This window comes from Vibrio hepatarius (assembly GCF_018860525.1).
GTDB classification, from domain to species: Bacteria; Pseudomonadota; Gammaproteobacteria; order Enterobacterales; family Vibrionaceae; genus Vibrio; species Vibrio hepatarius_B.
On sequence record NZ_JAHKPM010000004.1, the window covers coordinates 55421 to 78211 of the forward strand.

Consider the following 22791-nt stretch of genomic DNA (forward strand, 5'->3'; position numbering starts at 1 on the left):
TAAAAAACCGCTTCAGATAAGAAGCGGTTCATGTAAGCATTAACTTGATTAAAACTCTAGCGAATACCGTGCAGGAATTCATGGCGAGTGGCTGGATTACTCTTAAAAATACCACCGAGAGCTGTAGTCGTTGTTTCACTGGTTGCGTCCATAACACCTCTTGATTTCACGCAGTAGTGTGTGGCATCGATAGTCACCGCGACATCATCCGACTCAAGCAAGGTTTGCAATGCGACTAGAACCTGCTGGGTCATTCTTTCTTGCACCTGAGGGCGTTGAGCGAAAAAGCGTACAATTCGGTTAATCTTGGATAAACCGATTATTTTTCCTCTAGGAATGTATGCAACGGTTGCGTGTCCATCAATGGTTACGAGGTGGTGTTCACAAGTGCTAGTAACAGTGATGTCTTTTACACGCACCATTTCACTCATATCCATCTTATTTTCGATAACAGTAATCTTGGGGAAATTTGAGTAATCTAGCCCAGAAAAAATTTCATCCACATACATTTTAGCGATTCGATGTGGTGTTTCTTCAAGACTATCGTCCGTAAGATCAAGCTCAAGTAGAGTCAGAATTTCACGCATATGATGCCGGATCTTTTCTTTCTTCTCTTCTCGACTAATTTGGTTCGGTAGCATTGGCGTTTCTAGACCACGGTTTTCTAACGCTTCTTTTACCAATTTTGCGGATTCACTCAGACCTGACATCCTACTTCCTCTCAAAGTTTGTTTGCCGTTTCAACATCAACCTACTGCATGTGTTGCTCCAAAAAATAATTCACTCACCCGGAGTGGCTACGGTTCCCATCAAGATAAAGATAGGGTAGCTTTTTCGGCTGACAAGGATACTCGTATTTTTATTGAATTACACCCATATTTTATCCGTGGCTATTATTGTGACTACAATTATGTGTGTTACCATAATCACTACCAGATTGAGTGTAAAACTAACAAGATTTAGGGTTAATATGATGGGTTGCTGCGACGCGCCGGGCTTAATGCCAATTGAAAATGCCATAGACAAGATATTATCGTCAATCAAACCACTTCAGACAAGTTTCTCACTCCCCTTAATTGATGCCATTGGCTACATTATTGCCGAAGACATCATTTCTCCTATTTTCGTTCCACCTTTCGCAAACTCTGCAATGGATGGGTTTGCTGTTCGTATTGCTAATTTGAGTACTTATACCCCCTTACCTATAGCGGGAACATCATATGCAGGCCAGCCTTTTAATGACATTTGGCCTGAAAGTACCTGTATTAAAATTATGACAGGGGCGCAGATCCCTCATGGCTGTGATGCTGTTATTATGCAAGAGAATGCAAATTTGACAGAGCAAGGTGTCATATTTGAACAATCTAATATCAAACCACAGAATAACATTCGCCCTAAGGGTGATGATATCCGTCAAGGAGACTTGGTTTTAGCGAAAGGTTCTCGACTAACAGCACGTGATATCCCGATGATTGCAACTTTGGGCATCAGCCATGTCACGGTACTATGTAAACCACGTGTCGCTTTTTTTTCAACAGGCGACGAGCTTGTTTCACTCGGCGAACCTCTCAAAGCAGGTCAAATATATGATAGTAACCGCTATGGTTTAAAGCCTCTCATTGAAAATTTTGGTTGTAAGGCAATTGACCTTGGTATTATTCCAGATTGTCCAGCCGAGTTAGAAGCAACCTTTAGAAAGGCTCAAACTATAGCTGACGTTGTTGTTACATCAGGTGGTGTCAGTGTAGGCGAAGCAGATTACACAAAAGATATATTAATGAAATTAGGAAAAATTGATTTCTGGAAGCTGGCTCTCAAGCCAGGTAAACCCTTCGCTTTTGGATCGTTACCAAATGCTTTGTTTTGCGGACTTCCTGGCAACCCTGTCTCTGCTGTTGTTACTATGTATGTTTTAGTCCAACCCCTTTTAGCAAAATTAGCTGGACATACTGGCTGGAAAAAACCTGAATCTATTCCTGCTAAAACACGCTCTGTTTTTAGAAAGTCTCCGGGACGTACAGACTACCAACGTGCTATCTTCAGCATTGAAAATGGTGAATTTTTTGTTGAAAGTACTGGAAATCAAAGCTCCGGAGCTTTTCGTTCTATGAGTTTAGCCAACTGCTTTGCCGTTCTTGAACAAGATCGCGGCCATGTCAATGTGGGTGATACGGTAAATATTCAATTGTTTAATTGTTCACTTTATTAGGAAATAGTGTGACCATTCTTTCTGATCAGGAAATGCTGCGCTATAACCGTCAAATCATGCTTAGAGATTTTGATTTTGACGGCCAGGAAGCACTAAAAAAAAGCAGAGTTCTTGTTATAGGCATTGGTGGCCTTGGCTGCGCTGCTAGCCAATATTTATCGACCGCAGGCATCGGCACAATAACGTTGGTAGATGATGACATTGTTGAACTGTCTAACCTACATAGGCAAGTCTTACATCTGGATATAAATCAAGGACAATACAAGGTTCATTCTGCTAAGGATTCACTCAAACAACTCAATCCGTATCTAAATATCCGCCCTATTGCTAAGCGCTTAGACTGCCAAGAACTTGAATCTGAAATCATACAACATACCTTGGTTTTGGATTGTTCAGATAACCTTGAAACACGAAATCATCTTAATAGCATTTGTTATAAGCTCAAAGTACCTTTGGTGTCGGGCGCTGCAATAAGAATGGAAGGACAAGTTAGCGTCTTTACCTATAAAGATGATAACCAACCATGTTATCAGTGCTTCAGCTCACTAATCGGAAACACTGATTTGAGCTGTGTAGAATCTGGTGTAATGCCTCCTATTGTTGGTATTATAGGTGCAGTACAAGCATTAGAAGCCATTAAAGTCATTGCAAAATTTGGCCAATCAAAACAAGGAAAAATTTTTCATTTGGATGGTTTGAGTATGTCGTGGAGAGAGATGAATTTAAGTAAGGTAGCTCATTGTATTGTATGTGGAACTGAGTCTACTTAAATCACACAGCCTGCTTGGTTTAACTCTTTAAACAACAGAAAATAATCCGATTTTAAAAAGGAATATTGATGTCACCAATTGTCACACCAAAACAGGTACAAGAACTACGTGATACAGGAAGACTGGTTATCTTGGACGCAAGTATCGACTTTCAGATCCCATCAACTCAACCAAATGATAAGCATAATATTATTCCTAACGCTATTCGTTTTGATTACGATAAAGTCTTTTGCGATCCTTGTTCTTCACTCCCACATATGATGCCTTCAGAGGAAAGGTTTAATACACTTGCTCGTGATATTGGCATAAATCAAAACTCCATTATTGTTATTTATGATAACAGTGGCACTTTTGCTTCACCTAGAGCTTGGTGGATGTTTAAAGCGCTAGGGCATACCGAGGTGTATATCCTTGATGGTGGCCTGACTGAATGGAAGAATGAAGGCCTAGCGACAGTAACATCGTACCAAAACACTTCCTCTAAGGGTAATTTCAGTGGACAACTACAGATAGATTATTTTGTAGACTCTTATTTTGTCTTGAACAATATAGATAATTCAAGTTGTCAGATCCTTGATGCTCGCTCACATGACCGCTTTAATGCAAAGGTTGCTGAACCAAGAAGTGGTATCCGCTCTGGCCATATTCCAAATTCTATATGCCTGCCTTTTATGGAGTTAATTGATGGCCATAAGCTCAAGTCTCCCGCAGAGCTCAAGCGGATCCTGTTCAACTCGATGGACCCCAATAAAACACAATATGTTTTTAGCTGTGGTTCAGGTGTCACAGCCGCTATTATTTTAGTTGCAGCGCAAATTGCAGGTTATCAAAACCTATCTGTATATGATGGCTCTTGGACTGAATGGGGGGCAAATACAGATTTGCCGATTCAAGGCTAAATGTTACATTAGTCAGACCTAAAGCTTCCTCCAACGCAACTTTTCAAATTTTAACTGCGATTACATTATCGTATTAGGTCAACAGGAGAAACAACCATGTTTACCGGGATTATTTCCTCAGTAGCAGTGATCCAGCATATCGAAGATCATGGTGGGATTCGAACATTTGAGATAGAGTTTGAACAAGACTTTTGCCAAGATCTCAACATAGGTGCAAGTATTTCCGTTGAGGGTGTATGTTTAACCGTGACTGCGCAACAGTCACCAACGAGAGTCGCATTCGATGTAATGCTACCGAGCATTAAGATCACCACGCTTGGAACTTGTGAGGCTGGTGCAAGAGTGAATGTTGAGCGAGCGGCCAAAGACGGCGTCGAGATTGGTGGCCACCCTCTTTCAGGACACATTGATGGTATAGCTGCAGTTAACCAAATAGAAGTATTAGAAGAGAACTACCGTCTTAGGTTGGATTTGCCTTTACGACTTAAACCCTATATTTTTTCAAAAGGGTATATTGCTATTAATGGTGCGAGTCTTACGGTCTCAGAAGTTAATAAGTCCGCCAATTGGTTTGAAGTTTGGCTCATTCCTGAAACCCGACGCCAAACGACAATTGGAGAAAAAACCGTGGGTGATTACGTCAATGTAGAGATAGAACGTGGTACTCAAGTTGTCGTCGATACGATCAAAGACACGCTGAATGATGCATTAGGCTCTCTCCTACCTGACTTTGAACGTTACCTAAATACTAAAAATATCGATATTGATTCACTTGCAGGTGCTACAGTTCGCCACCTAGCTAAAAAATAAACTCCACAACTAAAAAGCGCCAGCAGTAATGCTAGCGCTTGTTATCTTTGCCATGAAAAAGCTATCTAGCTATCTGGCTATCTAGCGGTATAAGCCGATATCTTTTTGCATATGACCAGACATATCACCCACAAAGTAAGCGTGAGGTGTATTGTCTGTAAAAAGTATATCTACTAGGTGTGCCATCAATCCTTTGAAAGTTACCGAATAGGTTTTTCTGTCCATAGAGATAGGAGCTTCAATAGTTTCAATACTTATTGCTTGTGTCATGATTGCCTCTCTATAAATCGTATAATTTGTTTCGATGGATAAATAGTAAGCAATATTTTGATGTTCAAAAAATGACAATTTTTAAATGTTCAGATTAGTTTTTATAATGGAACAATTCGTTAACATAACAAATTAATTAAATGCAGATAAATTGCGAAACTTCGAGTAAATAGACACATTAAGTGCATAAAACATCATCAGACTCACCAAGAAACAGCTTGGTTTACAAACCATTTACATATGATAAATATTAAATAAATTTGTAGTGTTACGATAAATCTTCTTATTGAAGATAATAGAAGTTTGTTTGAAGAAAAATAAGAAAAGTTACTAAATAGTAACAATATAAAGGACTACTGAAAATGAAAGCTTAATGGGGACTGCTTCTCCCCATTAAAACTTATGCTTGGTTGTCATACTACCCCAGACGGAATAAAGTACACTAGGGCAGACCAGACGCCTATCCAGCTCACTACAACCACAATATCGAACCAATTTCTCTTTAACATAGGCTCCCCCAAATAACATTAGCTCAATCAAACGTTAGCAACCTTTGTGCCACCAATTTTGTTGTGTTAATTGAGGACTATTAAGTGCATCTGGTCTATCTGTAAGGAGAGCTATAAAACAATCTGTCATGGACTTATCCGTCACGATTTCCTCTCCATACATATTTAACAAGGCCTCATACCCCTCCTTCCCTTTCATCGTATAAGCTGAAGAACTGCCTAAATAAAATTCATCAAGATCAATTGCTTGCCAGCCAAAATTAGGTTTATATATTTCTAGATCCACAATTCTCTGCCCTATATCGGCATGACTTAAGTACTTAAAGTTAAGGTTATAGGTATAAGGGTAAGAACCATCACCAGTACCTTTCACACCATTATTGATAGCATTATTTATTGAACCTTCAAGTGCAGCGGCAATATCCTTCCCTTTGACTTTATAAACGCCGACGGGAACGGCAAACGGAAGTAATTTTCCGGCAATATCAGCTACGGAAACATCACCTTGATGAAGTGAATTTCTGACACCACCAGCGTTGTGAATAGCAAATTCCACAGCATAACCAAGTTTCTGCATCGAGTAAGCAAAAGATTCAGCGACAATCGGAGCCAATTCACTGGCACCAATATCATCAGGGACTCTCACATGTCTCATAGGCTGCTTTGCTGTTGCAACAATCTGATGCTGCAATTCTCGAACTCTAGGCAAATACTTATTATTTAATATTGACTGAACTTGTTGATCTTTTTTGCAAACAATAACATTTGGGTGACTATCGATAAACTGACGAGCATGGTTATAAGGTACTTGAATTGTTGCTTTCGTCATACTGGCATCGAGAAAAAGGCGTCGTCCTAATAAGAGTTCATTTTTACCGTTAAAGCTTATGACTCTACCATTTTCATCAAAGTCAATATCACAATGCCCCATACTAAGCGAATGATAGCCTGCTTGAACAATATAAGTATCATTAATTTTCATTCCGTAATGATCATCTTTTTTTAGTCCTAAAGCACTAAAATCACCTTGTAGGCGATGACTATGTCCACCTACGATAACGCTTATACCATCTACCTTCTCAGCTAAATCAAAATCTGCTTCATACCCCATATGACTCAATAAAATGATTTTATTGATCCCCTTATTTCGAATTGCATCAACCGTATTTTTTGCTGTGCTAATTGAGCTAACAAAAGGCGTATCATGATCAGGATTCGAAATTCCGAGCATTTGATCTATGGCCAAAGAAAATATCGCTATAGGCTCTCCTTCGACCTGCTTTACTATCCATTGGGCAGTTTGAGACTGTGGATTAAATGAATGAACATTGTCATTATCACTTAATGTCAGTGTTTTATTTTTGTCTTCTTGTGAAAGATCCCAATTACCTGCTAATAGAGGAAAATTAATTTCCCTAACAAATTTTGCCACAGGTAAGTTACCCATATCCAATTCATGGTTACCTAACGCCATGGCATCAAGGTTTAGCGCATTTAGCATTTCAGCGTTAGCTTCACCTTTGAACAAAGAGAAATATAACGTCCCCTGAAAACAGTCACCAGCATGGAGAAATACCATTTCTCTGGATTGACACAATGTTGCTTCTAGCTGATTTTTACGAGTAGCAATTCGAGCAAACCCCCCTGCGCTAACGTAAGGTGTAAAAGTTTGGCCTGTAACATTGATTGATAGCTGCAATGAGGTAGGTTCGAAGTGTGAATGGGTATCATTAATGTGGACAAGTCTTATCTTAACCATTTTATTATTTTTATAACGCATAATGCCTCTCTTCTCTCACATCGTAACTCATCCTTTGTGACAAAATCATTACTTTTAGCATTATTATTTCTTTGAAGAACACCTTTCAGTATGTTTTTAGCAGCATCTTCACTCAAATTAGTAACTTTGTGAACTAACCTTCCGCCTGTGTAAGGCTTTTCTATTATGCTTTAACTAACAATAGCTCACTTGGAGTCAGTCAATGCTGCTAGAGCGGATTGAAATTTCCGGCTTTCGTGGGATCAAGCGACTATCCATCGCATTTGAAGAGCTCACAACCCTCATCGGGGAAAACACCTGGGGTAAATCGTCACTCCTAGATGCGCTCGCTGTGGCCTTACCACCTGAAGGGACTCCATATCAATTTGAAATGGCTGACTTCCATGTCGATTACTCAGACGCTCATCCACAATCTCAGCATCTACAGATTGTACTAAGCCTAATTTCTACCGATAAAAAAGAAATAAACTCCGGTCGGTATCGTAAAATCAGACCCGTTTGGACTCAAAACTCACAAGGAACCAATAGGATAATTTATACACTAAGTGCCAGTCGAGATGGACATGAGGTAAAAACTCGCTATATATTTCTTGATCACCAAGGTAACCCGCTTCCATTACATCACTCTGAAAAGCTTGCACAAGAACTAATGACACTTCATCCTGTTATTAGACTAAAAGACTCTCGCCGATTCGAAAGGTCTATTAAGGTCGGCGATAATGACAATGACAGGATTGAAAAAAGAATAAACAATACGTGTAGACGCTTAATGGCAGTACCTGGCCATGTGAATAAAGGTGAAATGAAAAGTAGTCTAAACTCTATGAATGTTTTAGTTGAACACTATTTTTCATTTAAATCGAATACACGTAAAAACTTACGAAAACAAAGGGATGGTATTTTTTTTAGTAGCTCTCCTAACAACAAGAGTATTTCACAGGTTGTTGAAGAAACTCAAAGTAAACAGACCAGATTACTTTTCATGGGCTTGCTTAATGCATATTTGCAAGCAAAAGGCCCTAAAAAGTTACGTCGCTGTGCCAGACCTCTGTTAATTCTAGAAGACCCAGAGGGTCGTCTTCATCCCACTCATTTAGCACGGGCTTGGAGCTTACTCCAGCTTCTTCCAATGCAAAAGATTCTCACGACAAACAGCGGTGATCTACTTGGACAAGTTCCATTAAATAGTATCCGCCGCTTAGTAAGGCAATCGGACAAAACGATTACTACTTACCTACCTGCACAAGGATTTACCAAAGATGAATTCAGGCGTATTGGATTCCATATACGCTTTCATCGTTCTGGTGCACTTTTCGCTAGATGTTGGCTTCTAGTTGAAGGTGAAACTGAAGTATGGCTTTTTAATGAGTTGGCTAACCAATGTGGTTACAACTTAGCTGCTGAGGGAGTGCAAATAATTGAGTTTGCCCAATCAGGTTTAAAGTCATTGGTAAAAATAGCTAAAGCATTTGGTATTGACTGGCATGTTGTCACTGACGGGGATGCTGCTGGGAAAAAATATGCGTCAGCGGTCCGTGCCCAACTTGGCAATGATCAAGAACGGCATCGCCTAACAGAGCTTCCCGACAGAGATATCGAGCATTATTTATACAACAATGGCTTTGAAGCTTTTTTTAAAGATATGGTTCGTATCCCATTAGATCATCCAATCCCAGCTAAAAAAGTAGTAACTAGGGTACTTAAGAAGTTTGCCAAGCCAGATTTAGCACTTGCTATTGTTTCTTATTGTGAAGGTAAGGGAATGGAGTGTATACCGTTACTAATTAGATGGACATTAAAGCGGGTAATTACCATGGCTAATGGCAATACGTAATAAGTAAAATCTTGAAGCTATGCCGACTAAAAGGCTTAGAATATGTAGCGGTAAAGTAAGCCTCTTGAAACATGTCAGAGGCTTACTTTTTATTATTTCTTAATACCTTCGACGTGAAGTTCCATATCAACGTAACTTGACGAACCCTTCACTGGGATTTTAAAATCAGCCAGTTCAAGTCGAGCAGTTCCATCAAATCCAATTCTTTCACCACCCCAAGGATCAGGACCTTGTCCAATAAATTTAGCCGCTATTGTAATGGGTTTAGTGACACCATGGAGGTTAAGCTCCCCATTAACTTCAAGTTCACCATCGCCTTTATCAACAATACTGGTGCTATTAAATGTAGCTTTAGAAAATTTTGAAGCATTTATAAAGTCACCACTGCGTATATGTTTATCTCGCTCGGCATGATTTGAATCTAGACTTTGCGTATCAACAGTCACAGAAATCTTGGAAGCAGCTATATTTTTGGGGTCATAAGAAAAACCACCTTCAAATTTATTAAATCTCCCTTTTATAAAGCTGTACCCTAAATGGCTTACTTTAAAATTAATTGATGCGTGAGCACCTTTAGAATCAATAACGTAGTCCGCTGCACTAGCACCAAACGGTAACGCCAAAACTAAAGCCGTCAGTCCAGTAGCGAATACCTTTTTTATCATTTTGAAGCTCCTATCATCTTACGTAAAGTATTGTCTTTGTTTATCACATGGTGTTTGATAGCAGCGATTGCATGTGCTGCTGCCATTAGAATTAGTGCCCAAGCACAATAAAAATGAATATCCCCAGATAGGTCTGCTTGATTCTCAAATAGAGCACCAAGGCCAGGAATTGAGAACCAATTGAATACATCAATACTACGACCATCTTCTGTAGAAATCAGGTAACCAGAACTAAAAATTACTATTAAAATTAGATACATGAGAAAATGAACGAGTTTAGCTGCGAAGATTTCATATGGTTTACCTTCAATTTCAGGGGATGGGGTGAACTTTTTCCAAACGATACGAAATAAAGTTAAACCCGCCAATAAGATCCCTATAGATTTGTGCCAGTGGGGTACCGTTCTATACCATTCGCTGTAATAACTTAAATCGACCATCCACAAGCCTACTGCAAACATACCAATAATAAAAATGGCTGATATCCAATGAAGCGCGCGAGCGACTGGGTTATAATTTTTCACTTCTGAGGTCATATTGTTCTACTCAATATTAAATTGCGTCTTTTTATCGACTAGACTATCGCCTAGCGTATTCCCAGCACAGATTATTTACCCTTCTTTACATTCACAAAACAGGTGTAACTTGTTCGACTTATTCAAAAATTCTGAAAGACATTCGTCTGCATAAAAGTCTCAAGAATTATTCAACTACCATCACTCGTATATTGGATAATTTTAAATGTTTAGTTGATATTTTAGATATAGCAACAAGGCATATTACAATACTTTTCTTGTTGTGACACAAATTCAATCTTAGGCATAAAATTTTAGGTATGTTTCTGATTTTTCTATTTAAGTGTAACTAGATAAGGATTTAACATGCTAACCTTTTAAGTAGCACTGTAAACTTTCGGAGAGACCTCTTGCTTCTAGATGTACTGATCCAAAGTGTCAATGAGTTTCAAGTGGATTGTATGAAACTTTGTCAAAAAAATTATCCTACTATTCATAATAAAGGTATGAGCAAAAATCATTTGAGTCTGGCTTTCTCTCGAAGACTATCGCGTACTCTCATCGAGTTTGGCCATAATTGCGAGTATGTGGCTTTAGATTCTGATATAGATTCTACTCAAAGCCATGGCTATAGGGTCACATCCGATGTTGGTACGGTTTGGGTATTAACATCCCACTTGGTAACAGGTGGGATTAACTGCAGGCAAAAGTTTCTTCAAGCCATAACTCATTGGCAAGAAGAGTATTCCTTCGCGATTCAACCGAATGATTTATTGTTACTGGTGGGTGATCACTGGTTTTCTCGCAACAGACAAAGTAGAGAATTACTTTATTGGTGGACCGGACAGCTTCCTGACGATGTTGAGAAATATCAAATACAAGGTGTAAAATTATCGAAAAGTGAAACTTTGCTTAGTCATCTATTAGAGAAGTACTTTTCTCTAAGCCCATATTTCTTAAAGTGTACTCACCCACTAAAACGTTCAACCGATAATCAAACCGTACTCAAGTATGTCCAACTCTATTGTGTAGCCCAGTTAAGTTAAAAAGCTGCAATCTATTAATCTAGTTCAAATTTTTATATATTATATTTCTTCAAAAATTGGCGTAGATTAAAGTACTCTTCTTCAATCCAACCAATCTGATCTTATTTAATCTTGCTTAGAGTCTAAAAATACCTGAGTACAAATGTATCAGTTCCTTACTCTGGGTACCCTTGAGGATTATTTGACTGCCAACGCCAAGTATCAGCAGTCATATCCTCTAGCGTCCTTTTTGCCTGCCATTCAAGCTCTTTCTTCGCTTTGCTAGGATCAGCCCAACATTCGGCAATGTCTCCAGGGCGCCTAGAAGCAATTTTATAAGGCACTTGTCTTCCAGAAGCTATTTCAAAAGCCTTGACCATTTCTAAAACACTATAACCATTACCTGTACCCAAATTATAGATATGTAATCCATCCAATTGCCCAACTTTATTCAGCGCCGCTACATGGCCATCGGACAAATCCATAACATGAATATAATCACGTACACCAGTACCATCGATCGTAGGATAGTCATCGCCAAATACAGACAAAAAATCCCTACGACCCACAGCAACTTGAGACACAAAAGGCATAAGGTTATTCGGGATACCCGATGGGTCTTCACCTAAATGACCTGAAGGGTGAGAACCTACAGGATTGAAATAACGCAGCAGTGTGATGCTCCAATCTGGATTGGCTATCTGAAAATCGTTTAAGCACTCTTCAACCATCAACTTACTTCGACCGTATGGATTAGTGGCACTGGTTGGAAACTCTTCGGTGATAGGAACGCTAGCAGGATCGCCATATACCGTGGCTGATGAGGAAAAAACCAAAGATTTCACACCGGATTGACGCATTGCATCCACAAGCACTAAGGTGCCATTAACATTATTATCATAATATTCAAGCGGTTTATCTACCGATTCTCCCACCGCTTTTAAACCAGCAAAGTGTATCACAGCACTGATTTGATGATCTTTAAGAACATTTATGAGTTTTTCTTTATCACGAACATCTCCCTCAACAAACAAAGGAGCTGTACCCGTTACCTCTTTTATACGTTTTAAAACAGATTTTTTACTGTTGTATAAATTATCATAAATTATGGGCTTCATGCCTGCATCAAGCATTTGTATGCAGGTATGACTACCAATATACCCTAGGCCACCAGTTACTAACACGTTCATACTAAAAACCTTATTATCATTTCCGGTTACATATTAACGGATACTTTTACCAAAATATAGCGTATTTATATGCTCTTACATATCCTTAAATGATATGAATTCCGTCAACTTGATCTAATGTAATTGGCTGTAATTCGCTTACACTGAACAAATAACGAAACGGATCACTGAATGTTTGTTACTTTTATAACATGTTGAATATGTTTAAGTATTGGGGGTGATAAATGACAAAGCGATCTATAACTCTCAATTGCGATATGGGTGAGGGCTTTGGACTGTGGGAAATGGGGAATGATGAAGCAGTAATACCATGGATAGATATGGCAAACCTTGCTTGCGGATTCCATGCCTCTGACCCCGATATCATGTCACAAACCATCAAGCTATCAATTGAGCATGGTACTCAAATAGGAGCACATCCAAGCTATCTCGATCTTCAAGGTTTTGGCAGACGCAAGATAGAGATGGAAAAAGAATCTATCACTAATATGATTATTTACCAAGTCGGAGCGCTTAAGGCATTAGCAGAAAGCCAAAATACTCAAGTTAGCTATGTAAAACCACATGGTGCTTTGTACAATAACATGATGCATGAAATATCTATCTTCGATGCAGTTGCAGATGCTGTCGCTTGTTTTAATGTACCACTAATGATGCTTGCCGTAACTGACAATGAAAAGTATCTTGAAATAGCCGAAAAGTACGAATTACCTGTTTTATTTGAAGCCTTTGCAGATAGGGCTTATCTATCAAGTGGTGAGCTCGCTCCACGTTCTATGCCCGGATCAGTTTTGGTTACAGAAAACGACATTCTAGACCAGGTCAAACAAATCGCTCACTACGGAAAAGTAAGAACTATCGATGGTTTCCTGATCCCCATAGAAGCCGACACAATTTGTGTCCATGGAGATAATCACAACGCTATACGGATGATTCATAAAATTAGAGCTGTCCTCTAGGAGGTTGAAAGTGAACATAGAAACATCAGTTGATCCAGTCGCTGAATGCTCAATACTGATTCGATTTGAAACCAAATGTTGTCAAAAACTGTCTCTATTGATAGGTGAAATTAGCCGATACTTAGCCAATCAGCTTGGTACGATAATTATGAATGTGACCCCTTCGATAGATTCTATATTGATTGATTATCTCCCTCATCGAGTATCCATTTTCGAGTTTATTCCCTATTTAGAAAAACTAGTAACAGAAGCTATCAGAGCCTTGCCTGAGAACACAGATCCTCAAACTATAGAGTTACCTGTCTACTACCACCAAGATGTTGGCCCCGAACTTAACCAATACAACGAAAAAGGGCTGAGTGCTGATGATGTTATCGGATTGCATAGCAAGAATGAATATACGGTTGAAGCAATTGGTTTTGCCCCAGGTTTCGCTTTTCTATCTTCGGTTTCTGAAACACTTCGCTTACCCAGAAGAGCAACTCCTAGGCTCAAACTTCCGAAAGGCAGCGTAGGTATAGCAGACACTAATACGGCTGTTTATCCATCAGACTCTCCTGGAGGATGGAATATCATTGGCAACTGCCCAGTTAACTTATATACACCTGAAAAAACACCAATTCTTCCATTTTCTATAGGAACAAAAGTTTGTTTTAAACCTATTTCCAGCGACGAATTTCTCCGCTTGGGTGGACGTATAGTAAGGGGATGGCAATGACGAGTATTAGTGCAATCAGTGCAATTAAACCAGGTCAACAGACTCTTATTCAAGACTTTGGACGCTTTGGGCTCGCTCATTTGGGTATTACCCAAGGTGGGCCAATCGACGATTATGCATACAGCTGGGCAAATCACCTACTAGGCAACACAACAAATTGCCCATCACTTGAAATCACGCTTGGACAAGCGGAATTCCAAATTCACGCCGATTGTGAGATGGCAATAGCTGGTGGCGATCTACAAGCTCAGCTAGACGGGAACATCCTTGAAAATTGGTCGACGTTTTTTGCTAAACAAGGACAAACTATCACTTTTTCATTACCAAAAAATGGATTACGAAGCTATTTGGCAGTAAAAGGTGGATTTAAAGTTCCTACCCAATTAGGAAGTACGTCAACGGTTGTTCGTGACCAGCTTGGTGGAATCAATAATGGCAGTCCCATTTCTTCTGGTGACAAAATTCATTTTGAGCACCATGATTTAGCTAACAAAACTAGGCAAATGACCTTCAGGTACAAACCGGATTATAACTTACCTCTTGAACTACGAGTTATTGAAGGCTATCAAGCAAACGACTTCTCAGCAGACGCTTTAAGTTCTATGTACAGCCAAACATTCTGCGTGAGCAAACTTGTTGATAGAATGGGTTACAGGCTATGTAATGGCCACATATCACCACCTAAAAAAGAGTATTTGAGTGAAGGCATCGCTCTAGGCTCAATTCAAATCACCCCGGATGGTGAGCCCATTATTTTACTCAATGATAGGCAAACCATTGGTGGCTACCCTAAAATTGGTTGCGTGGCACGGATCGATCTTCCAAGATTAGCCCAAGCAAGACCTGGGCAAAAAGTTAGGTTTGTCAGAGGTGATTTACTTGGTTTACAAGAAGTTTGGTGTCAATGGGCAAAATTTTTTGGGTACTAGCACTAAAAATATCCGTACAAGGAGTGATTAGCGGCATCTTTATATTTAGTTCATTGGACACATTGAATATTGTCGTAGCTCTATTTATGTTCTAACCGCCATAAATGGTAGCAAGTTCTACTGGATAATTTCGTAATTTAGTAAGTTGTTCAGCCTTTAATTCCACATCACTAGCAGCCAAAGACATACTGACCGGATGTAAAGATTCAATGCTCGTGCCCGTATAGTCAAAAAGTTGCCATTTTTCAACAAGTTTAACAGCAGCCTCTAGAGCGGAGGAACCTTTAACAACCTCAATTCTTGCGTAGCGGTCGCCTTCAAACGTCACGTCCGCAGTGCGAAGTGTTTTATCTGTTCCAGGTATTTGCTGTGCTCCAAATAAAGGCGTACCGTACTCACGAGCAGCTTTATAACAAGGAATATATTGAGCCATATGTTCAATGGCTCGGCATGTCCTAGTGAAGGCTATCGATTCATCCCATCCAGCTTCAATTTTACGACTTAGTCTTAGAGGTAATTTAGGTTGTGAGGATTTCTCATCGGATGATACTAACCCATCATCAAATAGTGTGATGTCTTTAGTCATCCCGTGGATCTGGAAAATACCATTAGAATATGGTGTTAATTGCGCCATCCCATTTGGTGTACCTCGTGGACCATGGAAAATAACTTCAGGCCAAAGCTCATTACATTCTTTCCAACGAGTAACATAAGCCGCTTTGAACTCAACTAATCTTTCACGAGGGGTGTGCGCTAAGTCATCAATATTACCCGTTTCATAACCACAAGCGTTAACCAAATAATCTGCTGAAATATAAACCTTTTCCTTCTCAGCTGTTAAGCACTCTAGGCGCCAACCAGAAACTAGTTCTTCTAAACCAATAACCTGAGTTTTTGTTAGTAGTTGACAGCTGTCTAACGATTCTAAGGCCAATGTTGCGGATGCTGCTATACGGAAAACACTCCAACCATATTCTTGCACAACTATAACTGGAAACTTTAAAGAATCTAAGTCAACAGATCTTGCGAATGGAATTACCCAATCGTCCATTGATTTTGGCGTCCCTTCCTGATGACACGTAGCCAAATGATTAAGTTCATGACGATTATACAATTTGTAATATTCAGAAGGTTGACCAAGGACTTCATTTTTGGGATCGGAGTTAACCAAACCTTGATAACAAGACTGTATCTTTTCCAAACGATTGATGATTGTTGCTACCTCTCCATGGTCACCCTTTGGAACGGCTATAACTGACGGACGACGGTTAATGGTATGAGGGTAAAGACGAACTGAGTCTATAGATTGTTTTAACAGATCGATACACTGAGAAGTAGTGATTTCTCTGTATAAGTTTCCCCCAGCATGCAAATGACAAATAGGAGGCCCGCTAACTAATGAAGACGATTTTTCAAGCAACACTACATTAAGACCAATTTCGGCAAGGTGCAAAGCTGAGGTTGCTCCAGCAATACCTCCTCCTATAACTGCAATAGTAGGTACATCTGAGTTTTTATTTTCTACTAACATATTTGCCGCTAATTTGTTCATTGTCATTATATTTTACTGAGTTTATTCATTCAAATAAAACACAATTTTTGAAGGGGATAAATATGGTAATTTCAAGTAAAAAAAGTAAAAAAAAGCACTTGACTTATATCCCATGAAATTCAGGCAAATCACTCACATGAACACCAAAACATCTTGACACATTACGGTCATTGGCTTGGAGAGTAATGGCCACTTATCTACAGGCTAAGTTATCCCAAAGTTTATCCACTGTTTTTGTGGATAACTGAACAACCTAGCCTGAACAATACTAATTAAATTCTTTATTTATCGGGGCTAACAGCTGTTTTAATAAACTGTTTATCACCAATAAAAGTGTGCAAAAAGTCAACATAGGCACGACAAACCAAAGCAAAACGTGTGGCCTTGGAGACAGTTCGAAGCCAAAAAAAACCACACCTGCAACAACGATTTCAGCCCCCACAACGGCAATGAAACCTGCAATTATTGACATTAATCCATATTCAGCCCAAATGGTTTTTACCACACGATTTTTACTGGCCCCTAAGGTTCTGTACAATCTGATTTCTGACTGGCGTTGACCCAAACTAAGACGCAATAAAGTAAAAATGAGCATAATACCGGCAAAAACACCCAATCCAGCAAGCAATGTGATTGACCATACCATTTGCTCTAGCAATTGCTGAATTTTTGCTCCCATCTGTCTAATATCCATTAAACTCACCGTTGGGTGGTTTCTAGACAGAGCATTTAGCATACTATCTTGGTGTTCACTGACTCTAAAGCTAACCAAATAAGTAGCTGATATATCGTTAAGTACATCTGGCGTAAATATAAAATAAAAGTTTGGTTTCATATCTCGCCATTCAACTGTACGTATAGTGTTGACCTTAGCAGTGACTATTTGGCTGTTAATAACAAACGTCAAACTGTCACCAAGGTTGAGGCCCAAGTCCTTTGCAACATCAGACTCCACAGAGACTCCATTATTTCGCGTCCATTTCCCTCTGAGCAGAGCATTGTGTTTAGGTAGTTCATCCGAAAAAGTGAAATTGATTTCTCGGCGAAGTACATCAGTCCCCTCTCGGCCTTGAGCAACCTCTTTTGCTTTCAAGCCATTAATCTCACTAAGGCGACCTCTAATAATTGGATAGTCTTTTGATCGTTCAATACCATTATCATCAAGTACTTTCAGATAGGCTTCTTTTTCATAAGGAGCGATATTAAGTGCAAATGCGTTAGGGGCATTTTCAGGAAGCGTTCTCTGCCAATCAGATAATAAATCACTACGAACGAGCCATAACACTGATAGCAGCATTAAAGACAGCGCTAGTGCAGCAAACTGCATACCTGTCGTCAGCGGCGAACGGTTCATTCTCCTTAAAGCGAGCTTCAGAGACGTAGGTAATGAAAAGTACGCTAAAAATCGTATTGTGCCAATACTGACTACTGCCAATATGGCAAATAACGCCAGAACACCTCCTAATACCAACCATACAAGTGTATTGTCGCTATAAATCCATAGCATAGGGATACTCGGGACTAATAGTAGCCCTAAGATAAAGCGATTTTTTCTCGCTTCGATATTAGGTTGCATGATTTCCAAAGCACTGACGTTCAAAAGACGATGTAAAGGAATTCCAAGCGCCGGTATCGAAATGAGTATGCTAGTCAAAACAGCAATAAAAACAGGGCGTAAGCCGTAATCAGGAAGTGGAGTTGGAAGTAAGTCAGCCAGAGGGATACGAAGCAAATATTCAAGAATGGTCCCAATAAATACACCTGAAACTATGGCACTGGTAAATAAAATTACAATTTGGATCAATATCCAGCGGCTTAGCCACAGCTTACTTGCACCCAAACTTTTTAACATAGAGATAGTTTTACGGCGAGAAGACACGTAATGCTGACAGGTAAATACTAATGTCGTCGCAGCCATAATTACCACGATAGCGACAGTCAAAGAAAGGTATTGCTCAGTTCGACTATAGATCTCATTAGCACGACTGGCAGTATTTTGATCTTTCCACCTGTCGCTTGGAGTTAAACTCACTTCTTGCTTCACACGTTCAATCGTGGTGTCTTCTCCATTAATAAACAAGCTATAGCGAACTCGACTTCCAATCTGAATAGCCCCCGTCTTATCTAAGTCTGAACTATGAATATATGCAGAGGGCATTTGTTGAAAAGGGTTAAAACTCATACCAGGTTCTTCAATAATACGACCTGTAACTTTAAAGTCTGCATCTCCAATCGTAACATCGTCATCAATGTTAATGTTAAGAATCGAGAATAGACGTTCGTCCAACCATAGCTCTCCCGGTTTGACCCTATTCCTATTTTGTGTGTCATCAGTAAGGATAAAGCTCCCACGAAGGGGATAAGTACTATCGACTGATTTAACCATCACTAATTTCATGTTCGTATCACTAAAGGCCATAGTAGCGAAACGTGTTTGAGTCGATGTATTCAGCCCAGCTGATGCTGTCAATTCATAAAGGTTTTCAGGAATCGGGTTCGCGGATACAAAAATACTATCTGCTGTTAATGCTTCCTTTCCTTGCTTTACAACCGCCTGCTCAACTCTCTCAGCTAGAGCCGTAATTGCAAATACACTCGCAATGATAAGAGTAAGCGCTGCCATTACAGGCCACAAATGAGCATGACGTATCTCATTAAAGCACCAAGACACCATCCTAATATTGTTACTTGAGGCTTTTCTAGTTATTCTCATAACTCCTCCAAGTGACCAGCCTGAATATGTAATCGGCGATCACATAACTCAGACAGTTTTATATCGTGAGTCACTAGGACCAATGTTGTGCCATGTTGTGTATTGAGTTCAAACAACAGCTGTATTATTTTCTCTGCGGTAATTTGATCAAGGTTTCCTGTTGGTTCATCTGCAAATAGAACCTTAGGTTGGATCATAAATGCCCGAGCCAACGCAACACGCTGTTGCTCTCCACCTGATAGTTGCGTAGGAAAGTGGTGCATTCGATTACTAAGTCCTACTGAATCAAGCAACACTTTTGCACGTTCTATATCTTCTTCTTCACCTTTTATCAAACAGGGTAATGTAACATTCTCCAATGCACTCAGGCTCGGTATTAAAAGAAAGCTTTGAAAAACAAACCCTACTGATTCACTTCGAATTGCTGCCCTTTCTTCATCATTCATACTGACAAGTGACTTTCCTAACAGGGAAATATTCCCAGAGCTTGGTGTATCAAGACCAGCGAGAAGCGTCATTAATGTCGACTTACCAGCTCCAGAGGTACCCACTATTGCAATACTTTCACCTTGTTTGATATCCAAATTTATATTTTCTAAGATTGTCAATTGCTCTTGATTAGTAGAAACTAGTTTCGACAATGATTCTGCTTTTATAATGGATGGGTGCATGGTTCGATTACTTTCCTTATTGTTTTTTATATTCTATGTGAATCCATTGAGCGCCACAAAGCTGTTAATTTTAGGTGACAGCCTAAGTGCAGGCTATCAAATGCCTATTGATAAAGCTTGGCCTACATTGTTACAAAACATCATCTCCCAAAAGGACAAAGATTTCGCAGTAATAAATGCCAGTGTTTCCGGTGATACGACTGGAAATGGGCTGGCTCGATTACCTGAATTACTGAAAAAGCATAATCCCGACATAGTACTTATTGAGCTTGGTGCAAACGATGGCTTACGTGGATTTTCACCCAAACTAATACAAGATAATTTACGTCAAATCATCCAATTAGTTCAATCTAAACATGCGCAAGCTCTATTAATGCAGATCTATATCCTTCCAAACTATGGAAAACGTTACACACAAGCCTTTACTGAGTTATATTCTGCAACTGCACAACAGTTTAATACACCCTTAATCCCCTTCTTTTTAGAAGGTGTGATCACCCGTCCAGAATGGATGATGGCGGATGGCATTCATCCCAACGAAAATGCTCAACCTTGGATTGCAGAATTTGTTGCAAAAGAACTACTGGATTATTTGTAATTTACTTTTTAGCATAAATAATTACTCATCCTGAAATTCAATCTCATAGTTAAGACTTGTCACTGCAATTTGTATCAATTTTGAGACGGCATATGACTAAAGTCTAATATGGCTGACCTCTCATAAATAAATGAGTAGGATTGGCGTTTCTTAATAATAAGAACTTGGAAGCGGATAATATCTTCACACCTTCTCAAAAACTAAAACAACAACCACATAGTGGATTAAAGCCAGTAAACTTATCTTGTCTCAATTTAGTGATAGGGGTTAATGGCAAAGGATTCGGTGAAAATGTCACAAATTAATACTGCCAACTTACTCATACCCGAAGATATTTCGGATAATTGGCAAAATATTCTCAATTCAATCGCAGAATCCATGTCCATTCCCATCACTTTCATTATTAATAGCAACGTTGAAAATACGAGTATTTTTTCATCAAGTGTAGTGACACAGGAGGTTCATCATACTTCAAGCGCTAAGGAAATAGATCGTAAAATAAGTTGTAGATTACCGCATAATTACCACGCGCATATGCTAATAAGAAACGTAAATAAGTTGATGATATTACCAGCAAACAACAGCTCACATTTGTCAATAGAACATTGTCGTGGATTACCTGTGAAATGGCCTGATGGCCGCACCTTCGGCACAATATGTATTTCAGACGATGGCCATTGCTCCTACCAATATGGTTATAATGAACTTATTACAAACTTTCGAAATTCTATAGAATCACAGCTAACTACTCTCTATCAACTCGAAAAGCTCAAGAAACTAAATCTTGAGCTCAACTATAGAGTTGATTTGCGTAATCAAGATTTAGTTTATGTTAATAATTATCTTGATCAGGAAAAATCAAAGCTAAAGCAAGCAGAAGATACGATTAATTATCAACAAAAACACGATATTGGAACTGGGTTCTTAAATCATCTAGCCCTTGAGAATGAATCTAGACGATTAATAAAATGCTCTGAAAATAGTGGTTTACTCGGTGCTGCTATCCATATTACTTTTACCAATGGGCAACAAATTCAGACACACTATGGCTGTAATGTATGGGAAACTTTATTGACAAGATTTCGACAAAAAGTGGGGGATGTCGATAAGTGTCAAATCGTTACAATTCGCTCGTCGTCACTAGACTTAGTTTTACTGGTTCAAACACCTCGATACCTAAGTACGCTCGACAACCTGTGTCAGCGCCTAACCAAAGTATGCCAGTCTGAATTTGAAATAGATGACGAACAATTTCACCTTCATGCTTACATAGGAATTAGTACTACCGATGACACGCTATGTTCTAAAAATCTTCTGCATTACGCTTCTAAAGCGTCTTATTCAAACAAAGACGTCGGAAACAACTTTAGTTATTTCTCTCAAGTTTTTACAAACGAGCACCAAGATCACCATAAGTTAGAAGCCTACTTACTTCAGGCGGTACGAAACGATGAATTGCTAGTTTATTTTCAACCTAAAATCTGTATGAAAAGTCATCACTGGATAGGCGCCGAAGCACTTCTGCGTTGGAGGCACCCTACTCTCGGTGACATATCTAGTGAAACATTAATACATATAGCAGAACAAAATGGTCTTATTTTCCAAGTCGGGAGCTTTGTATTAAAGAACGCGATTCAAAAAGGTTCTGAGTGGGTAAAACGGAATTCAGAATTTAAAATCGCTATCAATATTTCAGTGATACAGCTTAATAGCCCAAATTTTGTTAATCATATCAAAGGACTACTAACTAAATATCAACTGTCACCCAAAAACCTTGAGCTCGAAATCACTGAAAGTGGTTTGGTTATTGATGAAGCAGTGATGAGTCATACTATGTCATGTTTACATGAACTTGGGGTGACCTTGTCACTGGATGATTTTGGTACTGGCTATTCTACTTATGATTATCTCAAGAAATTTCCATTCGATGTGCTTAAAGTAGATAAAAGCTTTATTAAAAAAATAGACGAGAATTCAGAGGATCAAGAAATTGTAAAGTCTATCATTGATATAGCTAAAAAATTTAATTTACAAGTTACAGCAGAAGGCGTCGAAAATAAGAAGCATGAAAAATTCATTACAAACGAGGGTTGCGATTTTGCGCAAGGTTATTTATATGCCAAACCAATGCCATATGATGAATTTGAATCCAGTTTATTTAACCAATGATCACTT

At 39.1% G+C, this 22791-nt stretch carries 20 protein-coding genes; 11 read left to right on the plus strand and 9 right to left on the minus strand.

Annotated elements, in window-relative coordinates:
- Window positions 1-56 precede the first annotated feature (56 nt).
- A complete protein-coding gene (gene folE / locus KO511_RS00405) occupies window positions 57-710 on the minus strand; it encodes a GTP cyclohydrolase I FolE (protein ID WP_215985549.1) in 654 nt (217 codons plus the stop codon).
- A gap of 263 nt (window positions 711-973) precedes the next feature.
- On the opposite strand from folE, the gene moeA reads away from it, so the two are divergent.
- The 4 genes from moeA (at window position 974) to KO511_RS00425 (ending at window position 4688) form a co-directional block, all read left to right on the plus strand.
- Window positions 974-2209 (plus strand): molybdopterin molybdotransferase MoeA, encoded by a 1236-nt coding sequence (gene moeA, locus KO511_RS00410; protein ID WP_215985606.1) that lies wholly within the window; start codon window positions 974-976, stop codon window positions 2207-2209.
- 8 nt (window positions 2210-2217) lie between these two features.
- A complete protein-coding gene (gene moeB / locus KO511_RS00415; protein WP_215985550.1) occupies window positions 2218-2979 on the plus strand; it encodes a molybdopterin-synthase adenylyltransferase MoeB in 762 nt (253 codons plus the stop codon).
- Window positions 2980-3044: 65 nt separating this feature from the next.
- Window positions 3045-3878, plus strand: a complete 834-nt coding sequence (locus tag KO511_RS00420) for a sulfurtransferase (protein ID WP_215985551.1) — start codon at window positions 3045-3047, stop codon at window positions 3876-3878.
- A 96-nt stretch (window positions 3879-3974) separates the two neighbouring features.
- A complete protein-coding gene (locus KO511_RS00425) occupies window positions 3975-4688 on the plus strand; it encodes a riboflavin synthase subunit alpha (RefSeq protein ID WP_215985552.1) in 714 nt (237 codons plus the stop codon).
- Between the two features lie 81 nt (window positions 4689-4769).
- On the opposite strand, the gene KO511_RS00430 is transcribed toward KO511_RS00425, so the two are convergent.
- Together KO511_RS00430 and KO511_RS00435 are read right to left on the minus strand one after the other, a co-directional pair.
- Window positions 4770-4958: a hypothetical protein gene (locus KO511_RS00430; RefSeq protein WP_215985553.1), complete on the minus strand. Its 189-nt coding sequence runs from the start codon at window positions 4956-4958 to the stop codon at window positions 4770-4772.
- A 543-nt stretch (window positions 4959-5501) separates the two neighbouring features.
- Window positions 5502-7247 (minus strand): bifunctional metallophosphatase/5'-nucleotidase, encoded by a 1746-nt coding sequence (locus KO511_RS00435; protein WP_215985554.1) that lies wholly within the window; start codon window positions 7245-7247, stop codon window positions 5502-5504.
- 202 nt (window positions 7248-7449) lie between these two features.
- On the opposite strand from KO511_RS00435, the gene KO511_RS00440 reads away from it, so the two are divergent.
- On the plus strand, window positions 7450-9081 hold the full coding sequence (locus tag KO511_RS00440) for an ATP-dependent endonuclease (protein ID WP_215985555.1): 1632 nt from the start codon (window positions 7450-7452) through the stop codon (window positions 9079-9081).
- Window positions 9082-9173: 92 nt separating this feature from the next.
- On the opposite strand, the gene KO511_RS00445 is transcribed toward KO511_RS00440, so the two are convergent.
- Together KO511_RS00445 and KO511_RS00450 are read right to left on the minus strand one after the other, a co-directional pair.
- Window positions 9174-9746: a YceI family protein gene (locus KO511_RS00445; RefSeq protein ID WP_215985556.1), complete on the minus strand. Its 573-nt coding sequence runs from the start codon at window positions 9744-9746 to the stop codon at window positions 9174-9176.
- Entirely contained in the window at window positions 9743-10282 is a 540-nt protein-coding gene (locus KO511_RS00450) for a cytochrome b (protein ID WP_215985557.1), read from the minus strand. The genes KO511_RS00445 and KO511_RS00450 overlap by 4 nt, the downstream gene beginning before the upstream one ends.
- Before the next feature lie 389 nt (window positions 10283-10671).
- Between KO511_RS00450 and KO511_RS00455 the strand changes: the two genes are divergently transcribed.
- Entirely contained in the window at window positions 10672-11307 is a 636-nt protein-coding gene (locus KO511_RS00455; RefSeq protein WP_215985558.1) for a hypothetical protein, read from the plus strand.
- Between the two features lie 155 nt (window positions 11308-11462).
- Here KO511_RS00455 and galE read toward each other — a convergent pair whose 3' ends face one another.
- Complete coding sequence (gene galE, locus KO511_RS00460; RefSeq protein WP_215985559.1) at window positions 11463-12476, minus strand: UDP-glucose 4-epimerase GalE; 1014 nt, start codon at window positions 12474-12476, stop codon at window positions 11463-11465.
- A gap of 224 nt (window positions 12477-12700) precedes the next feature.
- Between galE and KO511_RS00465 the strand changes: the two genes are divergently transcribed.
- The 3 genes from KO511_RS00465 to KO511_RS00475 are packed head-to-tail and all read left to right on the plus strand — an operon-like array spanning window position 12701 to window position 15082.
- On the plus strand, window positions 12701-13435 hold the full coding sequence (locus tag KO511_RS00465; RefSeq protein WP_215985560.1) for a 5-oxoprolinase subunit PxpA: 735 nt from the start codon (window positions 12701-12703) through the stop codon (window positions 13433-13435).
- A 10-nt stretch (window positions 13436-13445) separates the two neighbouring features.
- The gene (locus tag KO511_RS00470; RefSeq protein ID WP_215985561.1) at window positions 13446-14153 is read left to right on the plus strand and encodes a 5-oxoprolinase subunit B family protein; all 708 of its coding nucleotides are present in this window, start codon (window positions 13446-13448) and stop codon (window positions 14151-14153) included.
- On the plus strand, window positions 14150-15082 hold the full coding sequence (locus KO511_RS00475; protein ID WP_215985562.1) for a biotin-dependent carboxyltransferase family protein: 933 nt from the start codon (window positions 14150-14152) through the stop codon (window positions 15080-15082). Before KO511_RS00470 ends, KO511_RS00475 begins: the two co-directional genes overlap by 4 nt.
- A 91-nt stretch (window positions 15083-15173) precedes the next feature.
- On the opposite strand, the gene KO511_RS00480 is transcribed toward KO511_RS00475, so the two are convergent.
- The 3 genes from KO511_RS00480 to KO511_RS00490 form a co-directional block, all read right to left on the minus strand.
- Window positions 15174-16634, minus strand: a complete 1461-nt coding sequence (locus KO511_RS00480) for an FAD-dependent oxidoreductase (protein WP_215985607.1) — start codon at window positions 16632-16634, stop codon at window positions 15174-15176.
- 268 nt (window positions 16635-16902) lie between these two features.
- Complete coding sequence (locus KO511_RS00485) at window positions 16903-19347, minus strand: ABC transporter permease (protein ID WP_215985563.1); 2445 nt, start codon at window positions 19345-19347, stop codon at window positions 16903-16905.
- Window positions 19344-20018, minus strand: a complete 675-nt coding sequence (locus KO511_RS00490; RefSeq protein ID WP_215985564.1) for an ABC transporter ATP-binding protein — start codon at window positions 20016-20018, stop codon at window positions 19344-19346. The genes KO511_RS00485 and KO511_RS00490 overlap by 4 nt, the downstream gene beginning before the upstream one ends.
- Between KO511_RS00490 and KO511_RS00495 the strand changes: the two genes are divergently transcribed.
- Window positions 20017-20616, plus strand: a complete 600-nt coding sequence (locus KO511_RS00495; RefSeq protein WP_215985565.1) for an arylesterase — start codon at window positions 20017-20019, stop codon at window positions 20614-20616. The genes KO511_RS00490 and KO511_RS00495 overlap by 2 nt on opposite strands.
- Before the next feature lie 291 nt (window positions 20617-20907).
- Complete coding sequence (locus KO511_RS00500) at window positions 20908-22785, plus strand: bifunctional diguanylate cyclase/phosphodiesterase (protein WP_215985566.1); 1878 nt, start codon at window positions 20908-20910, stop codon at window positions 22783-22785.
- Window positions 22786-22791 lie beyond the last annotated feature (6 nt).

Coding starts and splice junctions, on each gene's coding strand:
- folE (WP_215985549.1), bottom strand. CDS start 710: ATGTCAGGTCTGAGTGAATCCGCAAAATTGGTAAAAGAAGCGTTAGAA.
- moeA (WP_215985606.1), top strand. CDS start 974: ATGGGTTGCTGCGACGCGCCGGGCTTAATGCCAATTGAAAATGCCATA.
- KO511_RS00425 (WP_215985552.1), top strand. CDS start 3,975: ATGTTTACCGGGATTATTTCCTCAGTAGCAGTGATCCAGCATATCGAA.
- KO511_RS00430 (WP_215985553.1), bottom strand. CDS start 4,958: ATGACACAAGCAATAAGTATTGAAACTATTGAAGCTCCTATCTCTATG.
- KO511_RS00435 (WP_215985554.1), bottom strand. CDS start 7,247: ATGCGTTATAAAAATAATAAAATGGTTAAGATAAGACTTGTCCACATT.
- KO511_RS00440 (WP_215985555.1), top strand. CDS start 7,450: ATGCTGCTAGAGCGGATTGAAATTTCCGGCTTTCGTGGGATCAAGCGA.
- KO511_RS00445 (WP_215985556.1), bottom strand. CDS start 9,746: ATGATAAAAAAGGTATTCGCTACTGGACTGACGGCTTTAGTTTTGGCG.
- KO511_RS00450 (WP_215985557.1), bottom strand. CDS start 10,282: ATGACCTCAGAAGTGAAAAATTATAACCCAGTCGCTCGCGCGCTTCAT.
- galE (WP_215985559.1), bottom strand. CDS start 12,476: ATGAACGTGTTAGTAACTGGTGGCCTAGGGTATATTGGTAGTCATACC.
- KO511_RS00465 (WP_215985560.1), top strand. CDS start 12,701: ATGACAAAGCGATCTATAACTCTCAATTGCGATATGGGTGAGGGCTTT.
- KO511_RS00475 (WP_215985562.1), top strand. CDS start 14,150: ATGACGAGTATTAGTGCAATCAGTGCAATTAAACCAGGTCAACAGACT.
- KO511_RS00480 (WP_215985607.1), bottom strand. CDS start 16,634: ATGAACAAATTAGCGGCAAATATGTTAGTAGAAAATAAAAACTCAGAT.
- KO511_RS00485 (WP_215985563.1), bottom strand. CDS start 19,347: ATGAGAATAACTAGAAAAGCCTCAAGTAACAATATTAGGATGGTGTCT.
- KO511_RS00495 (WP_215985565.1), top strand. CDS start 20,017: ATGGTTCGATTACTTTCCTTATTGTTTTTTATATTCTATGTGAATCCA.
- KO511_RS00490 (WP_215985564.1), bottom strand. CDS start 20,018: ATGCACCCATCCATTATAAAAGCAGAATCATTGTCGAAACTAGTTTCT.
- KO511_RS00500 (WP_215985566.1), top strand. CDS start 20,908: ATGTCACAAATTAATACTGCCAACTTACTCATACCCGAAGATATTTCG.